The organism is Alcanivorax sp., assembly GCF_040119285.1.
Taxonomy (GTDB): Bacteria; Pseudomonadota; Gammaproteobacteria; order Pseudomonadales; family Alcanivoracaceae; genus Alcanivorax.
On record NZ_JBEDTY010000038.1, the window covers coordinates 75,176 to 93,805 of the forward strand.

Sequence of the window (18,630 nt, forward strand, 5' to 3'; positions counted from 1 at the left end):
TTGTTTCATGCCTCGCCTGCTGATTTTATTTCCGTGTAGTCATCTAGGTAATCTGCTGATTGCGTTACCCCATTTGCGTGCCATGCTCTGTGCTCACACAGACGCTTTGCTGGTGGTAGATGAGCGCTATCAGGCGCTGGTGGCACAAAGTCTGCCGGGAGAACAGCGGTTGCTTTTTTATCCGGAACAAGCGCTCTCACGCTCACAGTCTTTGTGGAAACGGATTAGTCGCTACCTTGCGTTTGTGCGGGCCATGCGACGCTTTAAGGCCGACATCAGTGTGGACATCGAAGGTGAACAAAAATCCGCCACCTTAAGCCGTCTCTGTGGGGCAGCAACGCGGATCGGCCCACCGCGCCGTCATGGCCGCTGGTTTTATAGCTTGTCGCTGGAGCCGGATTGGCAAGGACACCGTTGGCACAGCTACGCCAGCTTGAGCCAACCTGCTGCGCCTTCAGTCCGCTACCTACCGCTTGCGGGCTGTCCCGGCAGTGACGCGGCTGTGCGCAGCCTGCTATCCGGCCAGGCAGAAAACACATGTTTAGTGGTCCATGTCGGCGCCACAAAAACCTACAAAATGTGGCACCCGGAGCAGTTCGCTTCACTCTGCCAGCGCGCACGCCGCGCCGGTCTTACACCGGTCCTGATCGGTGCAGGGCACAAAGACCGCATGCAAATCGCCAGGGTACAATCCTTTCTCTGCGAACCGGTGCTGGATCTGTGCGATCAACTCACTCTGTCGGAGTTGATCTCGCTGCTTCAGCACAGCCAGGGCTATGTGGGCAATGACAGCGGTCCAATGCACCTGGCTGCCGCCTGCGGCATTCCTGTAGTCGCCCTATTCGGCCCCACGGATGAACACATTTGGCACCCATTATCTGACCAGGCTCGAGTATTACGCTGGCAGCCTTGCGCCGCTAAATGTCAGCGCAGCAATTGCGTTCGAGATAGCTACCCCTGCCTGCAGCGCATTACAGTGGATCAGGTAATGGATACCCTGTCGAAGCTAGGTGTCATTCCTCGCCCCCAGGCTCAGCGGATAAGTAGGTAAGGCGCGATTACTGCCATCACAATCGGCCAATGATGGGCCTTCGGTCGTTGCGCTGTGGTGCCCTCCCTGTACCCCCCCGTTAAAGGTGACAATGGCGCGAAAGAGCAATGGAAATGCGCTGATTTTGCCGATCAAACCAGCGCGAAGGCACCGGGTAAATGCTGGCGTAGAGTAAGCAGGTTTTCTTCCTGCACCGCCATTTCTCCAAAGCAGTTCGCCATGGTGCCGGCGTAGCGTAAACCATCCTTTTCGATCGCTTCGGCGGTCAGCAAGGCATGGTTGATACAACCCAGCTTCATGCCAACAACCTGAATCACTGGCACATCCAGCTCTTTGGCCAACCCGGACAACATTTCTCGACTGTTCAGCGGCACTCGCCACCCGCCCGCACCCTCAATCAAAATCAAGTCCGCCGGGTAGGCGCTCAACGCGCCCCGCACATAACCCACCAACCGGGAAAGACTGATATCTTTGCCCTCTTGCTGGGCTGCGATATGCGGTGCGACCGGCGCCTTAAAGGCCACAGGATTTACTATCTCGTAAGGCAGCGTCACCGAGCTGGCCGCCATCAGCTGCAAGGCATCTTCATTACGCCAACCGTCCGACGTTTCCTCACACCCGGCCGCCACCGGCTTGAGTCCGTAACAACTTAAACCGGCTTCCCGCGCTCGCTCCAGCAAGCGGCAGCTCACCCAGGTCTTACCGACTTCGGTATCTGTGCCGGTGACAAAAAAAACACCCTTGAGAGCGGGCAGCGGGGGCTTCTGGTTTTCCATGGTTAACCTCTGAAAGACGGAGCGGTTTGTTTGCTGACAAGCAACGAGCTTAAAGGTGCAACGTGCGGAAAATGTCGCACGGCACCAGTACTTGCGGCCCGCGTGTCACGATTCGGGCGCGGAGAAAATTGGAACAAGCAGCGGAGGCAGGCGCGCGTTGAAACCTGGGGCTTATTCGCTCAACTCTTTTCCGCTTCCAGAAACAGCACGTTCCAGGTCAGCGGCAAGCCTTGCTGCGTTCGCCGGGCCTCATATTCTTTCACCATGGCCTGCCAGGCATTTTTACCGGTAAGGCCGGAGGCACCGCTTACATGATCTGCGCCGGTGGCTTTCAAGCGACGGGCGATGGCTTTCACCGAATCATAGTATTCCACCATCACCTGCTGCTGAAGCTGCGCATCCGCAAAACCCGCCTGAAAAGCCGCACTGCGCCAATCCGCCAACGACGGCAACGCATTGACATGGGGGCGGTGATTCACTCGCTGCCAGCTGGATTGCAACTCGGCCAGAGACCCTGCCAACGGCACCGCCAGCAGCAAACGTCCGCCCGGAGCCAACACCCGGTTGATCTCTGCCATAACCACTTGCGGATCACACCATTGCAGGGCAAAACAACTGAACACCAGACCCTGAGAGCTTGTCGACAGGGGCAGGTTTTCGGCGTCAGCACACAGGGGTTGGTAGGTTTCATCCAGCCGTCCGCGCTCTGCCGCTTCGGCCAGCATGGCCGAAGACAAATCAACGGCCTGCCACTGCACATCCGGCAACGCCTGTTGCTGTGCTCGAGCAAAGGGCGCCGTGGCACACCCCAAATCCAGCGCATGATTTATCGGTAACGCTTCTGGTAGGCGCTGCACCAATGATCGCCCCACCGCCAACTGCAGCACGGCGTGTTCATCATAACTACGCGCCGCTCGGCCAAAGTGCTGGCTAACTACCGCCTTTCCTGAGCGCTCCACGGGAGTATCCACGGGCGCCTCAGCGGACCAACTGATAGTCGCGATAAAAGTCATACACGGCCTGGGTAAAGGTGTCCGGGGTCGACAGGAAGGGCACATGGGCCACCTGCTCAATCAAGGCCGTGCGGCCATTACCAATCAACGGCTCCACCGCGGCCATGGCTGCCGCCGGCACGATATGATCATGTTCACCGAACACCATCAGCACCGGCATGGGCAACGCAGTTAATGACTCACGCAAATCGCTGTCGCGCAGGATGTTCAACCCGCCGCGCAGGGCTCTCGGCGCTGGCAAACCACAGAAATACAAAATCTGTTTGAGACGCGCAGTATCCTCATGCATGGCCGCACTGCCCTTGCAATTGAGCGCCAGAAAACGGACCAGCGTGCCTTCATTGTCTTCATTAAACATCTCGGCGAACTTGGCCAGAATCTCCGGCTTCATGGCGGGAGCCCAATCGTCTGCGGCGGTAAATCGCGGGGAAGTGGCCACCGTCACCACCGATTGCACCCGCTCCGGCGCCTTCTCAGCCAGGGCCAATGCCACCAACCCACCCAACGACCAGCCCAGCAAATGGGCCTTCTGCGGCATAATCGCCAGCACCTGTTCGGCCAGAAAAGCCAGGCTGTAATCATCATTAGGCAAGGGGCTCTGTCCCATGCCGGGTAAATCCACCACGGTGACGCGAAAGTGCGCTAGCAAGGCCGGCACAATATCGTCAAAGACAATGGCATGTAGGCCCCAGCCATGAATCAGAACAATGTCCTGGGCTTGGGCATCATCAACACCGGTGGCCCGATAAGTGTTATGAAAAGGGATCAACCTGGGCATTCATCTTCCTTTTTTTGCCACAGAAGAAACGACGATCTCGGTGGTAAAAAGTCTGTGATTTAAACGTCTTGGGTTTGGCATTGCGCCAACGCCGCCAGCAACGCATCCACATCCTCAACCTCATGGGCGGCAGATAACGTCACTCGCAAGCGTGCTTCACCTTCCGGCACCGTGGGCGGGCGGATCGCGGTAATGAGAAACCCTTTTTCGCGAAGTGCCTCACTGAGCGCCGTGGCATCCACATCACTGCCAATCAGCAAAGGCTGGATAGGCGTTTGCGATGGCATCAGGGTGTAGCCCAACGCACGGGCACCCTGGCGGAAACGGGCGATCAACTCTGCCAACGTATCCCGACGCCAATTCTCCTCTCGGGATTTTCTCAGGCTAACCAGGGTGGCACTGGCCACGGCGGCAGGCATGGCCGTGGTATAGATAAAAGTGCGGGCGAACTGGATCAATGTTTCGATTAATTCATCGCTACCGGCCACAAAGGCACCCGCCGTACCCAATCCTTTACCCAGGGTTCCCATCAGCACCGGCACCCGTTCGTTGACGCCCTGAGTGAAGACACTGCCACGGCCCTGAGCGTCCAGCACGCCGATGCCGTGGGCGTCATCCACCATCAACCAGGCATCATGGCCTTCGCAGGCCTCGGCATAGTCCACCAGTGGCGCCTCGTCGCCATCCATACTGAACACCCCGTCGACCACCACCAATTTCCGGCTAGCCTCACTGCGGGCCAATTGGCTAGCCAGCGCCTGCCCATCATTATGGGGAAACCGTCGAAAACGGGCACCACTGAGTAAGCCTCCATCCAGCAGCGAGGCATGGTTAAGACGGTCTTGGAACACCGCATCCCCCTTGCTCAGCAAGGCGGTCATAACGCCCAGGTTGGCCATGTAACCGGTGGAGAACAACAAGGCACGCTGACGACCGGTATGGGCCGCCAGCGCTTCCTCCAGCTGTTGGTGGGGACGTTGATGACCACACACTAAATGCGAGGCGCCACTGCCCACCCCCCAATCCGCAGCGCCTTGTTGAAAGGCCGCCACCACAGCCGGGTCATTGGCCAAACCAAGATAATCATTGCTGCAGAAATTCAGATACTGGCGCCCACCCAGCAACGCGTGGCGGCCACTGGGGCCATCCATGATACGCGCTTGCCGGTAACGGTGCTGGCGGCGGCGTGCCGCCAGATCGGTGGCCAGATCAAAGCCCACGGGCAGACCTCAGTGTTCGGTAGCGGTGGGGCGCCCGGTGTCCTTGTCGAGCACGTGCTTGGCCGTGCGTTTGCTGTCCATGGCATTGTAGAAGAGCCCAGCCTCCTCGGCTTGTTGCTCAGAAACCTGAGCCTGGATGGCTTCTTCATGGGCCTCGTCCGACGCCTCGTGACGGGGGTCCAATGGATGGATACCCAAGCGCTTGAACAAGCGCTGATCGTGGTTGGCTTCCGGGTTATCGGTAGTCAGCAAGCGTTCGCCATAAAAAATGGAATTGGCACCGGCCATAAAGCACAGGGCCTGGGCTTCATCGTTCATTTCCTGACGGCCGGCGGACAACCGCACATAGGATTGCGGCATCAAAATTCGCGCCACGGCTACAGTGCGCACGAATTCAAACGGGTCCAGATCGTCCACATCCGCCAGCGGCGTACCTTCAATTTTAACCAACATATTGATCGGCACCGATTCCGGATGGTGCGGCAGATTCGCCAGCTGCTGCAACAAACCCACCCGGTCATTGCGCTCTTCGCCCATGCCTACGATGCCACCGCAGCACACTTTCATGCCCGCATCACGCACATTGGCTAAGGTCGAAAGGCGATCGTTGTAAGTCCGGGTGGTGATCACCTGCCCGTAGTATTCCGGGGAGGTATCCAGATTGTGGTTGTAGTAATCCAGGCCCGCCTCTGCGAGAGCCCCCGCCTGCCCTTCATTGAGCATACCCAGGGTCATGCAGGTTTCCATGCCCAGGTCTTTAACCTGACGGATCATATCCAGCACGTAGGGCATATCCTTGTCACGGGGGCTACGCCAAGCGGCGCCCATGCAGAACCGGGACGCCCCGTTTTGCCGAGCGGCACGGGCCTCTTCCACCACTCTGGAAACTTCCAACAATTTTTCTTTTTCCAGCTCGGTGTTGTAGTGCCCAGACTGGGAGCAGTATTTGCAGTCTTCCGGGCAAGCACCGGTCTTGATCGACAACAGGGTGCTCACCTGCACGGCATTAGGATCGAAATGGGCCCGGTGCAAAGCCGCTGCCTGGAACAACAAGTCGTTGAATGGCAGAGCAAACAGAGCGTCGATCTCACTACGTTTCCAGTCATGGCGTACAGCCATATCCGTGGATCGCGATTGGGGGGAACTGGCGATAGCCGGCATGCTTCATTCTCCTCGATTAACCTCAGCAGGCTAAGGAGCCCTGTAATGCCTGTCAACCTGAAAGCCGCAACAAAAGTTTACTGCAGTACATTTTTTAATCGCATCAACCCGTCGCCCTGCCCGCTATGCGGCAAATCTGAAAGCGGGGCATTGTGTACCGACTGCCTTCGCCTGCTCGCACGGGTCACCGGGCCGGTCTGTCGTTGCGGGCTCCCCCATGGCGATACACCCCTCCCTTCTCCAGACTCCCTCCCCCCTCTGTGTGGCCGCTGCATTCGCCAACCACCCGCCTTTTCCGCCAGCCAATCTCCACTGCAATACGGCTTTCCGCTGGATGCGCTGATCACCCGTTACAAACATAAGGGGGACCTGACCGTGGAACGGACCATCCTGCCGCTGCTGGCGGAAACGCCACTGCCATGGCCGGATACCGATGCCCTGTGTCCGCTCCCTGTTCACTGGCGACGACGCTGGCGCCGAGGCTTCGATCAGGGAGCACGACTCGCCAATCTGATGGGCGACTGCTGGCAACGCCCGGTGCTGCCCGCACTAGTGCGCCAACGCCATACACCCAGCCAGCAAGGGCTGTCCCGCCACCAACGACAACGCAATTTACGACAGGCTTTCCGCTGTCAGCACTCAGTCACCGGGTTGCGTCTGATTCTGGTGGACGATGTGATGACCACAGGCAGTTCCGCTAGGGCAGCAGCACAATGCCTGCTCGACCAGGGCGCCAAGGATGTACGGGTATGGACTCTGGCGCGCACACTGCCACCATCATTAGCCTGACGGACGCAGCTGGAATAGACCCCTAAATTCGATAATCACCCTCATGCATAATAACGACCTATTTACAGCAGGAATCACAATAGCAAGAATAATAATTGCCCAGGCTTTACTACGCGTTGGTTGCGCTTAAGTTCAAGCAAGCAAGAGGAGACGCCAAGCGATGCGCTCCCTGCGTTCACCGAGACTCTGACGACAGAAATCTCTGCTCTGCGGAGGGTGAGCTGGCCGCCAATGTCTATGCACACGCGGGATTTAGCTGCATTATCCAAATGCAACATAGGCATCGCACTTAAGACGACCTGCTACGCGATCGTTCAGACCCTCACTTATCGCTAGGCGATCGACATCTTCGCAGAGGCAAGCGTGTTTCCATGGATCGCTCGACCGTGGGTGAGCCGCTCATGTTGACCATTGCCATGGAGCAGTACCTGGACACCGAAGGCTACATTTCGACAACCTCACCTGGAGCATTGGCTCTGTTGTTCTGAATTCATTCACAGCGTCAGAATCCGCAATGCCTCAACCTGGCAAGGAAGAACATGGACATCCACATTGCCCAAGGGCATAACCCACCCCACAACATCCATGGCATTACCGTGGTGATCGACGTGATTCGCGCTTTCACCACCAGCCACCATGCCTTTCGCAAAGGCTTGCGCTGCATTTGGCCAGTGGCCAATGCCGAGCAAGCCTTTGCGCTACGCGACGAGCATCTACCTGAAGCCCTGCTGGCCGGCGAGGTGGACGCCTTGCCCATCCCCGGCTTTGATTTCGGCAACTCTCCTTGGGAAGTCGACCAGGCAGAACTGCAAGGCAAAGAGCTGATATTGCGCACCACCAATGGCGTTGCCGCCACTCTGCGCGCCCGGGATAGCCTGGAAGTGTTGGTAGCCGGGCTAGTCAACGCGGAAGCGACAGCCAACTATTTACGTAAACAGAATCCGCCCACCGTAGTGCTGGTCGCTTCGCACCCCACCGGCGACGAAGACGTGGCCTGCGCCGAGTACATCCGCCATCTGCTAGGCGGAGACGGCATTACCTATCAAGCGGCCCGCGAACGGACCCTCAATGCCAAAGCGGCGCAGAAGTTTTATGCCGGCACCCACCCCCGACTACGCCCTCAAGATATTGAAGCCGCCGCCAGCAGCGAGGGGGCGAACGCCCTGACCATGCACGTGCGGTTCGACCCGCAACCCTGCATCACAGCTCAACCAGCCCCCTGACATCCAGCGTCAATCATTCCGTTCTTTTGATCAATGCATCACCGTCATCGGGCTTGTTACAGTTGATTGAATTTCCACTCAACAGGACAGCCCGATGATCCAGTGGTCCGAACAACAGCAAATGATCCAGAAAATGGTGCGCGACTTTGTAGAAAAAGAAATTGTGCCGCAGCTGGACGATATCGAATACAACGGCGTTCCCCCTTACGACATCCTGCGCAAAATGATCAAAACCTTCGGCATGGATGTGATGGCCAAGCAATCGTTCGACAAACAGATTGCCCGCGAGAAAGCCATCGCCGCCGGTAACGCCGGGGAAGAAAAAAAGAAAAAAGAAGGCCCTTCCGCCATGGCCGGCGAAGAAGCCGCCATGCGCATGATCCCCATTATTGAACTGTGCAAGCATGCCCAAGGCTTGGTCACCGCCATGGGGGTTTCCATGGGGTTAGGTGGTGGCGCCATCATGAGCAAGGGCACCACTGAGCAAAAAGAGCGCTGGGCTCTGCCTCTGCTCACATTGGAAGAGATCGGTGCCTGGGCCATTTCAGAGCCTAATGCTGGCTCCGATGCCTTTGGGCAAATGAAAACCTTGGCTAAACGCGACGGTAACGGCGGCTACATCATTAACGGTAGCAAAACGTGGATTACCAACGGCCCCTATGCGGACACTATCATCCTGATCTGCAAACTGGATGAAGAAGGGGTCCCTGCGGACCAACGCAAGATCGTATCTTTTATTCTCGATAGCGGCATGGAAGGGCTGACCCAATCCAAGCCCTTCAAGAAAATGGGTATCGGTTCCTCACCCACAGGCGAATTATTCCTTTCCGATGTAAAAGCCGGACCGGAACGTCTGCTGGGTGGCAATGAAGACAGTTATGGCCGCAGCGGCGCCAAAGGCACCTTCATGCAAGAGCGGGCCGGCGTCGCGGCCATGGCCTTAGGCATGGTGGAACGTGCCCTTGAGCTAAGCACCCAATATGCCAGCGACCGAGTTCAATTCGGCCGAGCCATCGGGCAGAACCAACTCATTCAGTTGAAATTGGCCAAGATGGAAGTGGCACGCACCAACCTGCAAAACATGATTTTCCGCTATATTGAAATGACCGCCGAAGGGGCGCAGATGACATTGGCCGAAGCCTCTGCCATGAAACTCTACGCCGCCCAGGCCGCCATGGAAGTGGCCACCGAAGCGGTACAGATCCATGGCGGCTACGGCTACATGCGCGAATCTCGAGTAGAACAATTAATGCGTGATGCCAAAATTCTACAGATCTATGCCGGCACCGATGAGATGCAAATTATCGCCATCGCTCGGGACTTGCTCGGCCGCGTATAAACCGCGCTCGCTCCATCCATGTGAACGATTCCCCATCGCGCTAGGTGCGAGGGGGAATCGCCCACATCCCATACCTCCGCCCCGAACCACACGCCTCCCTCCGTCGTCACAACCTGCGCCACAACATCAGCCTCTATGCAGAAACCCGCGTGCACTTAAATCAGCCGCCAACAGCGCAAAAATGAACGTCTGCTGTGATGATGATTGGTGCCCAGATTCTTTGCTGATCCTGTTTTCAACCGCCGCAACATGGGCTGAGGAATACAGTAATAACCATGAAACAACCTCTTCCTTTGGCAAGAAGCTAATCGCCGCACTATGCAGCCGGTGTGCTATGATCCATATGTTTTTTATGCTCGGGAGTAGACAATGAAAATAATTAAAACTGCCGCGCTAGCCTTGTTGCTTGTTGCCTGCCAGAGCCAACATGATGAACGCCAAGGTGATTACTACTTTTCACCGGCCGGCGCTTATATTCTTGACCTTGGCGTCAGCACGTTCCGTGGCGAAGTAGTGTTGGATGAACGCTGTGATCGTAACGGCGGCGCCACCACCTTCTGGGACGGCAGCGGCCGTCTGTTCCGCGTGGATTACCTGAAAGTAAACAATCACCCTTCACGTGTGGACTCGGACCTGGCGCTGCTCAATTTGAGTCTCAACCGTTACCTGAGTGAAGCTATCGCCAAAGCGCCGATGATTGCCGGCGCAGAAGCCTCCTACCAGGAATTTCTCGACGAAGCGAACCTGAAAGCTCTGTTTGCCATCATCGACATCAATGCGGATGCCGCTAAAGTAAAAGATGACGAGGAGGAAAGCGGTACCTACTACAACGGTTTCCTGCTGTTCAAGCATGGCGAGTTAATCTACGTACTGCAGCATCGTCACCCCGTGCTGATGCCCGAAAAGATGAAAGCGATACTACTGAACCTGGCTGCCGGGATGGAGATCCCCGGTGAAGTGCGCGATGACACAGACATGGAAAAGCTTCACCTCTCGCTGAAAAAAATGGGCCCCAGCGGCACTAATGGCAACCCGGTGCGTTTGTGCGAACCTGCGCAGAGCTGAATTGATAATAACGAATGGATCACTGACAATTCAGATGACGGAGTCTGTCATCCATTAGCCAAACTGGATTGATCGCCATGACCACCCTAAAAATACAACAATGCGAAGCCTGCCACGCCGATTCCCCTTTGATCAGCGACCAGGACCGTCAAGAACTACATGGGCACGTTCCAGGCTGGATGCTCGTGGAGGAAGACGGCATTGAGAAACTGCAGCGGCACTTCACCTTCAAGAACTTTGTTCAGGCCCTGGATTTCACCCACCGAGTCGGCGATCTGGCGGAACAGGAAGGCCACCACCCCGCCATTCTCACCGAATATGGCAAGGTCACAGTCACTTGGTGGACCCATAAAATCCCCGGGCTGCACCGCAACGATTTTATCTGCGCGGCCAAAACCGACGCTCTCGTGTAAAACCAGGCTCCGCCTGACCGTTTGTGAGCAAACGCGTTGGGGGCGCCACCGAGCCTTCGCTAGCATCACCTGTAATGGAGGAGATAACAGCATGGCCCTGAGCGAAAAACAACAAAATGCCATCAAGCTCGCCAGCGACAAAAGCTTTCCGTTCGTTGAGCGCTGTGGGGTACAAACGCTGGAAGTAGAGCGCGGCTACTGCAGGATGCTGATGCCTCTCAAACCCAACCTTAATCACGTTGGCATCATGTACGCTGGGGCACTGTACACCATTGCCGAATTGCCAGCCGGCACCCTTTACCTCTCTTCATTCGACACCAAGCGCTTCTATCCTATTGTTAAAGACGTGTGGATTCGCTTCAGGCGCCCGGCCACCACTGACGTCACCGTGGAAGTCACCCTCAGCGAAGAGGAAATCAGCCGCATCGAAAGCACCGCCGAAGAAATGGGCCAATGCGACTTTGAATGGGATGTGGAAATGAAGGATGCCAATGGCGAAGTGGTTGCTATCAGCCACAACGTCTATCAGCTAAGAAAGATCCACCGCTAAAAGCGGCACGCAACAATGAGGGAAAGAGTGGGCGACCACATGGTGCCCACCCAGCACAAGGCATACCGTTACAGGTTCACAATGAAAAAATCGGGGGGGGCGCGCGTCCCTGCTTTCCCTATCCAATTTTGTAGCTTGCAGCTCGGTTATTTCTGACTCAATTCCACTACAGCTTCAATAAAGACCTTAGCGTGCTCCGGATCCACCTGCGGGGTGATGCCGTGCCCCAGATTAAAAATATGCCCTGGGTGATCACCAAAATCATCGAGGATACGTTTCACCTCAGCCCGAATCGCCTGCGGCGAGGCATACAGCACTGCCGGATCCATATTTCCCTGTAGCGCAACCTTATCACCCACACGACGGCGCGCGTCACCGATATTAATCGTCCAGTCCAGCCCTAAAGCATCACAGCCCGTGGCAGCCATGGATTCCAGCCACAGGCCACCATTTTTGGTGAACAGGATCACCGGCACCTTGCGGCCTTCATTATCACGAATCAGACCATCCACGATTTGCTGCATGTAACGCAGAGAAAACTCTTTGTAGGCTTCCGCCGACAGCGCCCCACCCCAAGTATCAAAAATTTGCACAGCCTGGGCCCCATGACGGATCTGTGCATTCAGGTAACCCGTCACGGACTGAGCCAGCTTGTCGAGCATGGCATGAGCCAGCTCGGGCTGGCTGTACACCATAGCTTTAAGGTGCCGGAAATCTTTGCTGGAGCCACCCTCTACCATGTAGGTCGCTAGCGTCCAGGGGCTACCGGAAAAACCAATCAGCGGCACACGTCCATTAAGAGCACCACGAATAGTACTCACCGCATTCATCACGTAGCCAAGATCGGATTCTGCGTCCGGTATCGGCAGTGCGGCCACATCCGCTTCCGTGCGCACCACTTTTCTGAATTTGGGCCCCTCTCCCGTCTCGAAATACAGCCCCAGCCCCATAGCATCAGGAATAGTCAGAATGTCGGAGAACAAAATAGCCGCGTCCAATGGGTAACGCTCCAATGGCTGTAACGTCACCTCACAGGCCAGATCAGCATTCTTACACAGATCCATAAATGACCCCGCGTGCTCGCGAGCAGCCCGGTATTCTGGCAGGTAACGCCCCGCTTGGCGCATCATCCAGATAGGCGTGCGATCCACCGTCTCGCGGTTGAGTGCACGAAGAAAGCGATCATTTTGCAGGGGAGCGAAAGTCATGTGGGTTCCTTTGGAAACACTTCACGCACTACGCTGCACGCAACGCGCGAAAATAAAAACATTCAACATCATATAGACAAAGGGCCTGCAAAAGCAGGCCCCATGTTACGTACAGCGTGTTGCCAGTTGCGCAACTCACACATCCAGGTAGTCAAGAATCCCTTTGGCAGCTTCGCGGCCTTCCCAGATGGCAGTCACCACCAAGTCAGAACCGCGCACCATGTCACCACCGGCAAAGATCTTCTCATTGCTGGTCTGGAACGGGAATGCCTGCTCTTCTACCGCAACTACACGGCCGGAATCGTCGGTGTTAATGCTCTTTCCATCAAACCAATCCGCCGGGCTGGGACGGAAACCGAACGCTACAATCACCGCATCCGCCGGCAGGATTTCTTCACTGCCCGGAATCGGCTCAGGGCGACGGCGGCCATTGTTGTCCGCCTCGCCAAGCTTGGTTTCCACTACTTTAACGCCAACCACTTTGCCGTCTTCACCCACCACTTCAATGGGTTGACGATTGAACAGGAACTGCACGCCTTCCTCTTTAGCGTTGATCACTTCCTTGCGTGAACCGGGCATGTTTTCTTCATCACGACGGTAGGCACAGCTAACGCTTTGCGCCTGCTGGCGGATTGAGGTGCGATTACAGTCCATGGCGGTATCACCACCACCCAGCACCACCACACGCTTGTCCTGCACGTTGATGAAGTCCGCTTGGTCTTTTTCAAAGCCCAGATTACGGTTGGCGTTAGAAATCAGGAACGGCAGCGCTTCAAACACACCATCCAGCTCTTCACCCGGGAAACCACCTTTCATATAGGTGTAAGTGCCCATGCCCATAAAGACCGCATCATATTCGGCTAACAGGTCATCAATGGTGATGTCCTTACCGATTTCTACGCCCAAGCGGAATTCCACACCCATGCCTTCAAACACCTCGCGGCGCTTGGCCATGACCGGCTTTTCCAGCTTGAACTCGGGAATACCAAAGGTAAGCAGGCCGCCAATTTCCTCATAGCGATCGAACACCACCGGTTTCACGCCACTGCGCACCAGCACATCGGCACAGCCGATACCGGCAGGGCCGGCGCCGATTACTGCCACTTTCTTGTCGGTCCACACCACCTTGGACATGTCCGGGCGCCAGCCCATGGCCAGCGCAGTATCGGTAATGTACTTCTCGGTGGCACCAATCGTTACCGCACCAAAACCGTCATTCAGGGTACAGGCCCCTTCACACAGACGGTCCTGCGGGCACACCCGTCCACACACCTCTGGCAGGGAGTTGGTCTGGTGACTCAATTCCACCGCTTCCAGCAGGTTGCCTTCACTGATCAGCTTCAACCAGTTGGGGATGTAGTTATGGACCGGGCACTTCCATTCACAATACGGGTTACCGCAATGCAGGCAGCGATGCGCCTGGTGCTCTACTTCCCGAGTTTCGAACGGGTAATAGATTTCCTCGTATTTGTGCTTGCGCTCGTCAATGTCTTTTTTCTTCGGATCGTGCCGAGGCACGTCGAGAAACTGGAAATTATTGCTCAAACGTTCAGCCATGGTATCCCCCGTTATGCCGGATTGGCGCGCATGCTCTGCAGCAGGTTTTCCAAGCTTGCAGCCTTGGGTTTAACCAGCCAGAACTTACGGCTCATGGCATCAAAGTTGTCCAGAATGTACTGGCCCCATTCGCTGCCGGTCTCGTCCACGTAATCTGCGATTACGCCACGCAGGTGGCTGCGGTGAGACTCAGTGGCTTCGGAACTGATGCGATGCAATTCGATCAGCTCCGGGTTGATGCGGTCGAAGAAGTCATTATCCTCGTCCAGGACGAACGCAAAACCGCCGGTCATGCCCGCGCCGAAGTTGTGGCCAGTGCGCCCCAACACGGTGATGGAACCACCGGTCATGTATTCACAGCAGTGGTCACCAGCACCCTCTACAATGGCATGGGCTCCGGAGTTACGCACCCCGAAACGCTCGCCCGCGGTGCCTGCGGCGTAAAGCTTACCGCCAGTCGCGCCATAGAGACAGGTATTACCAATGATGGCGGTTTCCTGACTCTTGAACGGGCTGCCATTGGGCGGACGAATCACCAACTTACCACCGGCCATGCCTTTGCCCACATAGTCGTTGGCATCACCTTCGATATACATGTGCAGGCCACCGGCATTGAAGACTCCAAAGCTCTGCCCGGCGGTGCCGGTAAAGCGTACCTTGATCGGCGCCGTTTCCATGCCCAGATTGCCATGCTTCTTGGCAATCTCACCGGACACCCGAGCCCCTACCGAGCGATCACAGTTAGTGATGTCGTAATGGAACGAACCACCGGATTTGCTTTCGATGACGGTGCCCATGTCATCCACCATTTTCTGGCTCAGCACGGCCTTGTCGAACGGCTCGTTTCGGCTCACCTGACAATGGGTCGGTTTGTCCGCCGGCACCAGGTCGTTACGCAGAATCGGGGTCAAGTCCAGCTTGCCCTGACGCGCGGTCTCACCTTCCAGCACTTTCAACAGATCGGTGCGACCGATCAGCTCGAGGATGCTCTTCACACCGAGCAAGGCCAATAGCTCGCGCACTTCTTGAGCCACAAAAGTGAAGTAGTTAATCAACAGTTCTGGAGCACCAATGAAATGCTCCTTACGCAGATCTTCACGCTGAGTAGCGACACCGGTAGCGCAGTTGTTCAGATGACAAATACGCAGGTACTTACAACCCAGCACGATCATCGGCACAGTACCAAAACCGAACGACTCAGCGCCCAAAATAGCGGCTTTAATCACGTCCAGACCCGTCTTCAGACCACCATCTGTTTGCAGGCGAATCTTGTCACGCAAATCGTTACCACGCAGCGCCTGATGCGCTTCCGCCAAGCCTAGCTCCCAGGGAGAGCCGGCGTAACGGATGGAGGTCAGCGGGCTGGCGGCCGTACCACCGTCGTAACCAGAGATGGTGATCAGATCCGCATAGGCTTTCGCCACCCCGGATGCCACGGTACCTACCCCGGGTTCGGATACCAGCTTCACGGATACCTGAGCATTCGGGTTAACTTGCTTGAGATCGAAGATCAGCTGGGCCAAATCCTCAATAGAATAGATGTCATGGTGCGGCGGCGGTGAAATCAGGGTCACACCGGGCACGGAGTGACGCAGACGTGCGATCAGGGCATTCACTTTACCGCCAGGCAGCTGGCCGCCTTCACCGGGCTTGGCACCCTGAGCCACCTTGATCTGCAACACTTCGGCGTTAACCAGGTAATGCGGGGTCACACCAAAGCGACCGGAAGCAATTTGCTTGATCTTGGACACACGCTCGGTACCAAAGCGAGCAGGGTCTTCCCCGCCTTCACCGGAGTTGGAACGGCCTCCCAGACGGTTCATTGCCGTAGCAATGGCTTCGTGGGCTTCCGGGCTCAACGCGCCCAGAGACATGCCCGCGGAATCAAAGCGCAGCAAGATATTTTCCAGCGGCTCCACCTGGTCCACATCGATGGGCTGAACATCATCACGCAACGCAAACAAATCACGCAACGTCGCCACCGGGCGCTTGTTAACCAGCTCCGCATACTCTTTGTAGGCGTCGTAGTCGCTATCTTGGGTGGCACGGTGCAGGGCGTAAATTACATCCGGGTTGAAGGCGTGATATTCCTTACCGTGGATATACTTGAGGATACCGCCAGCATCAATGGGCTTACGCTGCTTCCATGCATCCTTTGCCAGACTCTGTTGATCAGCCTGGAAATCCTCGAAACCCGCGCCTTGAATTCGGCTGGGGACACCACGGAAACACAGCTCTACTACTTCACTGTTGATACCGATGGCTTCGAACAACTGAGCGCCCCGGTAAGAGGTAATGGTGGAAATCCCCATTTTGGAGAGGATCTTCATCAGGCCCTTGTTAATGCCTTTGCGGAAGTTCTTCTGCAGCTCTACCGCGTCGCCCAGCAGCTCGCCGGAACGCACCATGTCGGCAATCACATCGTAGGCCAGGTACGGATACACCGCGGTGGCACCGAAACCAAACAGCACCGCAAAGTGGTGGGAATCACGAGCTGTAGCCGTTTCCACAATGATGTTGGCATCTGAGCGCAGCCCTTTTCCGGTCAGGTAATGATGTACCGCACCGGTAGCCATTGAGGCATGGATGGTGAGCTTATCTTGCGCAATACCATGGTCAGTCAGCACCAGGATCGCATTGCCATTGCGCACCGCCGTTTGCGCCTGCTCACACAAATTCAGCACCGCCTGCTTAAGGCCAATTTCGGCATCGTAATGCAGGCTCAACTTGGCCGTCTGGTAACCCGGACGCTCAATGTTAATCAGATTGGTAAACTTGGAATGCGACAGCACCGGGGTAGACAGAATCGCCCGGTCGGCATGGTCTGCGGTTTCTTCGAACACATTGCGCTCGGCACCGACACAGGTTTCCAAACTCATCACAATCGCTTCGCGCAACGGGTCGATGGGCGGGTTAGTCACCTGGGCAAACTGCTGGCGGAAGTAATCGAACAGAGAGCGCTCGCGGCGGGACAGCACCGCCATGGGCGTATCGTCACCCATGGAGCCAGTGGCTTCTTGGCCGGACTCGGCCAGCGGACGCAGCACCTGATCACGCTCTTCAAAACTGATCTGGAAAAACTTTTGGTAGCTCAGCAGGTCCTGCGGGTCTACCTCGTCGGTACGACCCACTTCGTGGTCGTAATCCGCTTCAATACGCAGAGCATTACTTTTCAGCCAGTCACGGTAGGGGTGACGGACTTTCAAGCGATTATCGATGTCTTTGGTATGCAAGACTTCACCGGTTTCGGTGTCGATAGCGAGAATTTGACCAGGCCCAACACGCCCCTTGGCCACCACGTCTTCCGGCTTATAACTGTACACGCCGATTTCCGAGGCCAAGGTAATGAAACCGTTTTTGGTCACTACCCAGCGCGCCGGGCGCAAACCATTACGGTCAAGCATACAAACGGCATAGCGGCCGTCTGTCATAACCAAACCAGCCGGGCCATCCCACGGCTCCATGTGCATGGAGTTATATTCGTAGAAAGCGCGCAGATCCGCATCCATGGTATCCACGTTCTGCCAGGCAGGCGGAATCATCATGCGTACGGCGCGGAACAAGTCCATGCCGCCGGCCAGCAAAACCTCCAGCATATTATCCATGCTGGAGGAATCCGAACCCGTACGGTTAACCAGCGGGCTTAACTCTTCCAGGCCGGGGAGCAGTTCATTTTGAAACTTGCTTTCCCGTGCCAGTGCCCAGTTACGGTTACCCTGCACGGTGTTAATTTCACCATTGTGAGCCAGATAACGAAATGGCTGAGCCAGAGGCCACTGGGGTAGCGTATTGGTGGAAAAGCGTTGATGGAAAACCACAATGGCCGTTTCCATAGCGCTGTCACCCAGCTCCGGGAAAAACACCGGCAGGTCCACCGGCATCATCAAACCTTTGTAAGACATCACCGAGGCGGACAGAGAGCAGATATAAAAATAGCCGTCACTTTCGATGGCTTTTTCTGCATGCCGACGGGCAAAGAACAACCGACGATTCAACTCTTGCTCTGAGTTACCCTCCGCAGCCACCATGACTTGCCAGAATCCGGGCAATGACGCCCGCGCCAGGTCACCCAGACAACTCGGATCGGTAGGCACTTCTCGCCAGCCGAGCACAGCAACACCTTGGGCTTCCAGCGCCGCATTAATAGCGCTTTTCTGCGGCTCGGACTTATCCGCTTCCGGGTGGGTGAAAACCATCCCCACACCGTAGTTGTCCGGCAACGTAATGGATTGCTCTTCCGCGACCTTGCGGAAGAAAGAATCGGGTTTCTTAAGCAACAGACCGCAGCCATCACCGGTTTTTCCGTCGGCATTGATGCCGCCCCGGTGTGTCATGCACGTAAGTGCTTCAATAGCAGTTTGCAGAAGCTCGTGGCTAGGCTGACCTTCCATATGGGAAATCAGACCAAAACCACAGTTGTCCCGGAATTCTCCGGGCTCAGTGAGCCCCCGCACCAGCGTTGAGTTCTGCTGCATGAAAACCTATCC

General features: G+C 56.3%; 15 protein-coding genes. 7 read left to right on the plus strand and 8 right to left on the minus strand.

Features of this window, described 5'->3' with window-relative positions; all coding sequences use genetic code 11:
• Nucleotides 1–7 precede the first annotated feature (7 nt).
• On the plus strand, nt 8–1,051 hold the full coding sequence (locus tag ABNH10_RS14885) for a glycosyltransferase family 9 protein (protein WP_349386654.1): 1,044 nt from the start codon (nt 8–10) through the stop codon (nt 1,049–1,051).
• A 131-nt stretch (nt 1,052–1,182) separates the two neighbouring features.
• Here ABNH10_RS14885 and bioD read toward each other — a convergent pair whose 3' ends face one another.
• The 5 genes from bioD to bioB all read right to left on the minus strand — a co-directional run bounded on the left by bioD (nt 1,183) and on the right by bioB (nt 5,999).
• Nucleotides 1,183–1,827 (minus strand): dethiobiotin synthase, encoded by a 645-nt coding sequence (gene bioD / locus ABNH10_RS14890; protein WP_349386655.1) that lies wholly within the window; start codon nt 1,825–1,827, stop codon nt 1,183–1,185.
• A gap of 179 nt (nt 1,828–2,006) precedes the next feature.
• Nucleotides 2,007–2,840, minus strand: coding sequence for a malonyl-ACP O-methyltransferase BioC (gene bioC, locus ABNH10_RS14895; protein WP_349386656.1), 834 nt, complete (start codon nt 2,838–2,840; stop codon nt 2,007–2,009).
• A complete protein-coding gene (gene bioH / locus ABNH10_RS14900) occupies nt 2,806–3,618 on the minus strand; it encodes a pimeloyl-ACP methyl ester esterase BioH (protein ID WP_349386657.1) in 813 nt (270 codons plus the stop codon). Before bioH ends, bioC begins: the two co-directional genes overlap by 35 nt.
• 59 nt (nt 3,619–3,677) lie before the next feature.
• Nucleotides 3,678–4,838: an 8-amino-7-oxononanoate synthase gene (gene bioF, locus ABNH10_RS14905; protein ID WP_349386658.1), complete on the minus strand. Its 1,161-nt coding sequence runs from the start codon at nt 4,836–4,838 to the stop codon at nt 3,678–3,680.
• Between the two features lie 9 nt (nt 4,839–4,847).
• Entirely contained in the window at nt 4,848–5,999 is a 1,152-nt protein-coding gene (gene bioB / locus ABNH10_RS14910) for a biotin synthase BioB (RefSeq protein WP_011589496.1), read from the minus strand.
• A 45-nt stretch (nt 6,000–6,044) separates the two neighbouring features.
• Here bioB and ABNH10_RS14915 point away from each other — a divergent pair, with 45 nt between their 5' ends.
• The 6 genes from ABNH10_RS14915 to ABNH10_RS14940 all read left to right on the plus strand — a co-directional run bounded on the left by ABNH10_RS14915 (nt 6,045) and on the right by ABNH10_RS14940 (nt 11,378).
• On the plus strand, nt 6,045–6,788 hold the full coding sequence (locus ABNH10_RS14915; RefSeq protein WP_349386659.1) for a ComF family protein: 744 nt from the start codon (nt 6,045–6,047) through the stop codon (nt 6,786–6,788).
• 539 nt (nt 6,789–7,327) lie between these two features.
• On the plus strand, nt 7,328–8,011 hold the full coding sequence (locus ABNH10_RS14920; RefSeq protein WP_011589498.1) for a 2-phosphosulfolactate phosphatase: 684 nt from the start codon (nt 7,328–7,330) through the stop codon (nt 8,009–8,011).
• 94 nt (nt 8,012–8,105) lie between these two features.
• Entirely contained in the window at nt 8,106–9,350 is a 1,245-nt protein-coding gene (locus ABNH10_RS14925) for an acyl-CoA dehydrogenase family protein (RefSeq protein WP_349386660.1), read from the plus strand.
• Nucleotides 9,351–9,719: 369 nt separating this feature from the next.
• Complete coding sequence (locus ABNH10_RS14930; RefSeq protein ID WP_349386661.1) at nt 9,720–10,415, plus strand: hypothetical protein; 696 nt, start codon at nt 9,720–9,722, stop codon at nt 10,413–10,415.
• Nucleotides 10,416–10,492: 77 nt separating this feature from the next.
• The gene (locus ABNH10_RS14935) at nt 10,493–10,828 is read left to right on the plus strand and encodes a 4a-hydroxytetrahydrobiopterin dehydratase (protein WP_349386662.1); all 336 of its coding nucleotides are present in this window, start codon (nt 10,493–10,495) and stop codon (nt 10,826–10,828) included.
• Nucleotides 10,829–10,919: 91 nt separating this feature from the next.
• On the plus strand, nt 10,920–11,378 hold the full coding sequence (locus tag ABNH10_RS14940) for a PaaI family thioesterase (RefSeq protein ID WP_349386663.1): 459 nt from the start codon (nt 10,920–10,922) through the stop codon (nt 11,376–11,378).
• Nucleotides 11,379–11,524: 146 nt separating this feature from the next.
• Here ABNH10_RS14940 and hemE read toward each other — a convergent pair whose 3' ends face one another.
• The 3 genes from hemE to gltB all read right to left on the minus strand — a co-directional run bounded on the left by hemE (nt 11,525) and on the right by gltB (nt 18,618).
• Entirely contained in the window at nt 11,525–12,586 is a 1,062-nt protein-coding gene (gene hemE, locus ABNH10_RS14945) for a uroporphyrinogen decarboxylase (protein WP_011589503.1), read from the minus strand.
• A 135-nt stretch (nt 12,587–12,721) separates the two neighbouring features.
• Complete coding sequence (locus ABNH10_RS14950) at nt 12,722–14,143, minus strand: glutamate synthase small subunit GltD family protein (protein WP_349386664.1); 1,422 nt, start codon at nt 14,141–14,143, stop codon at nt 12,722–12,724.
• An 11-nt stretch (nt 14,144–14,154) separates the two neighbouring features.
• Nucleotides 14,155–18,618 (minus strand): glutamate synthase large subunit, encoded by a 4,464-nt coding sequence (gene gltB, locus ABNH10_RS14955; RefSeq protein ID WP_349386665.1) that lies wholly within the window; start codon nt 18,616–18,618, stop codon nt 14,155–14,157.
• Nucleotides 18,619–18,630 lie beyond the last annotated feature (12 nt).

Excerpts from the sequence above, each read along its gene's own strand:
- ABNH10_RS14935 (WP_349386662.1), top strand. The coding sequence starts at position 10,493 with ATGACCACCCTAAAAATACAACAATGCGAAGCCTGCCACGCCGATTCC.
- ABNH10_RS14885 (WP_349386654.1), top strand. The coding sequence starts at position 8 with ATGCCTCGCCTGCTGATTTTATTTCCGTGTAGTCATCTAGGTAATCTG.
- ABNH10_RS14915 (WP_349386659.1), top strand. The coding sequence starts at position 6,045 with ATGCCTGTCAACCTGAAAGCCGCAACAAAAGTTTACTGCAGTACATTT.
- gltB (WP_349386665.1), bottom strand. The coding sequence starts at position 18,618 with ATGCAGCAGAACTCAACGCTGGTGCGGGGGCTCACTGAGCCCGGAGAA.
- ABNH10_RS14925 (WP_349386660.1), top strand. The coding sequence starts at position 8,106 with ATGATCCAGTGGTCCGAACAACAGCAAATGATCCAGAAAATGGTGCGC.
- bioH (WP_349386657.1), bottom strand. The coding sequence starts at position 3,618 with ATGCCCAGGTTGATCCCTTTTCATAACACTTATCGGGCCACCGGTGTT.
- ABNH10_RS14920 (WP_011589498.1), top strand. The coding sequence starts at position 7,328 with ATGGACATCCACATTGCCCAAGGGCATAACCCACCCCACAACATCCAT.
- bioC (WP_349386656.1), bottom strand. The coding sequence starts at position 2,840 with ATGACTTTTATCGCGACTATCAGTTGGTCCGCTGAGGCGCCCGTGGAT.
- ABNH10_RS14930 (WP_349386661.1), top strand. The coding sequence starts at position 9,720 with ATGAAAATAATTAAAACTGCCGCGCTAGCCTTGTTGCTTGTTGCCTGC.
- bioB (WP_011589496.1), bottom strand. The coding sequence starts at position 5,999 with ATGCCGGCTATCGCCAGTTCCCCCCAATCGCGATCCACGGATATGGCT.
- bioD (WP_349386655.1), bottom strand. The coding sequence starts at position 1,827 with ATGGAAAACCAGAAGCCCCCGCTGCCCGCTCTCAAGGGTGTTTTTTTT.
- ABNH10_RS14940 (WP_349386663.1), top strand. The coding sequence starts at position 10,920 with ATGGCCCTGAGCGAAAAACAACAAAATGCCATCAAGCTCGCCAGCGAC.
- hemE (WP_011589503.1), bottom strand. The coding sequence starts at position 12,586 with ATGACTTTCGCTCCCCTGCAAAATGATCGCTTTCTTCGTGCACTCAAC.
- ABNH10_RS14950 (WP_349386664.1), bottom strand. The coding sequence starts at position 14,143 with ATGGCTGAACGTTTGAGCAATAATTTCCAGTTTCTCGACGTGCCTCGG.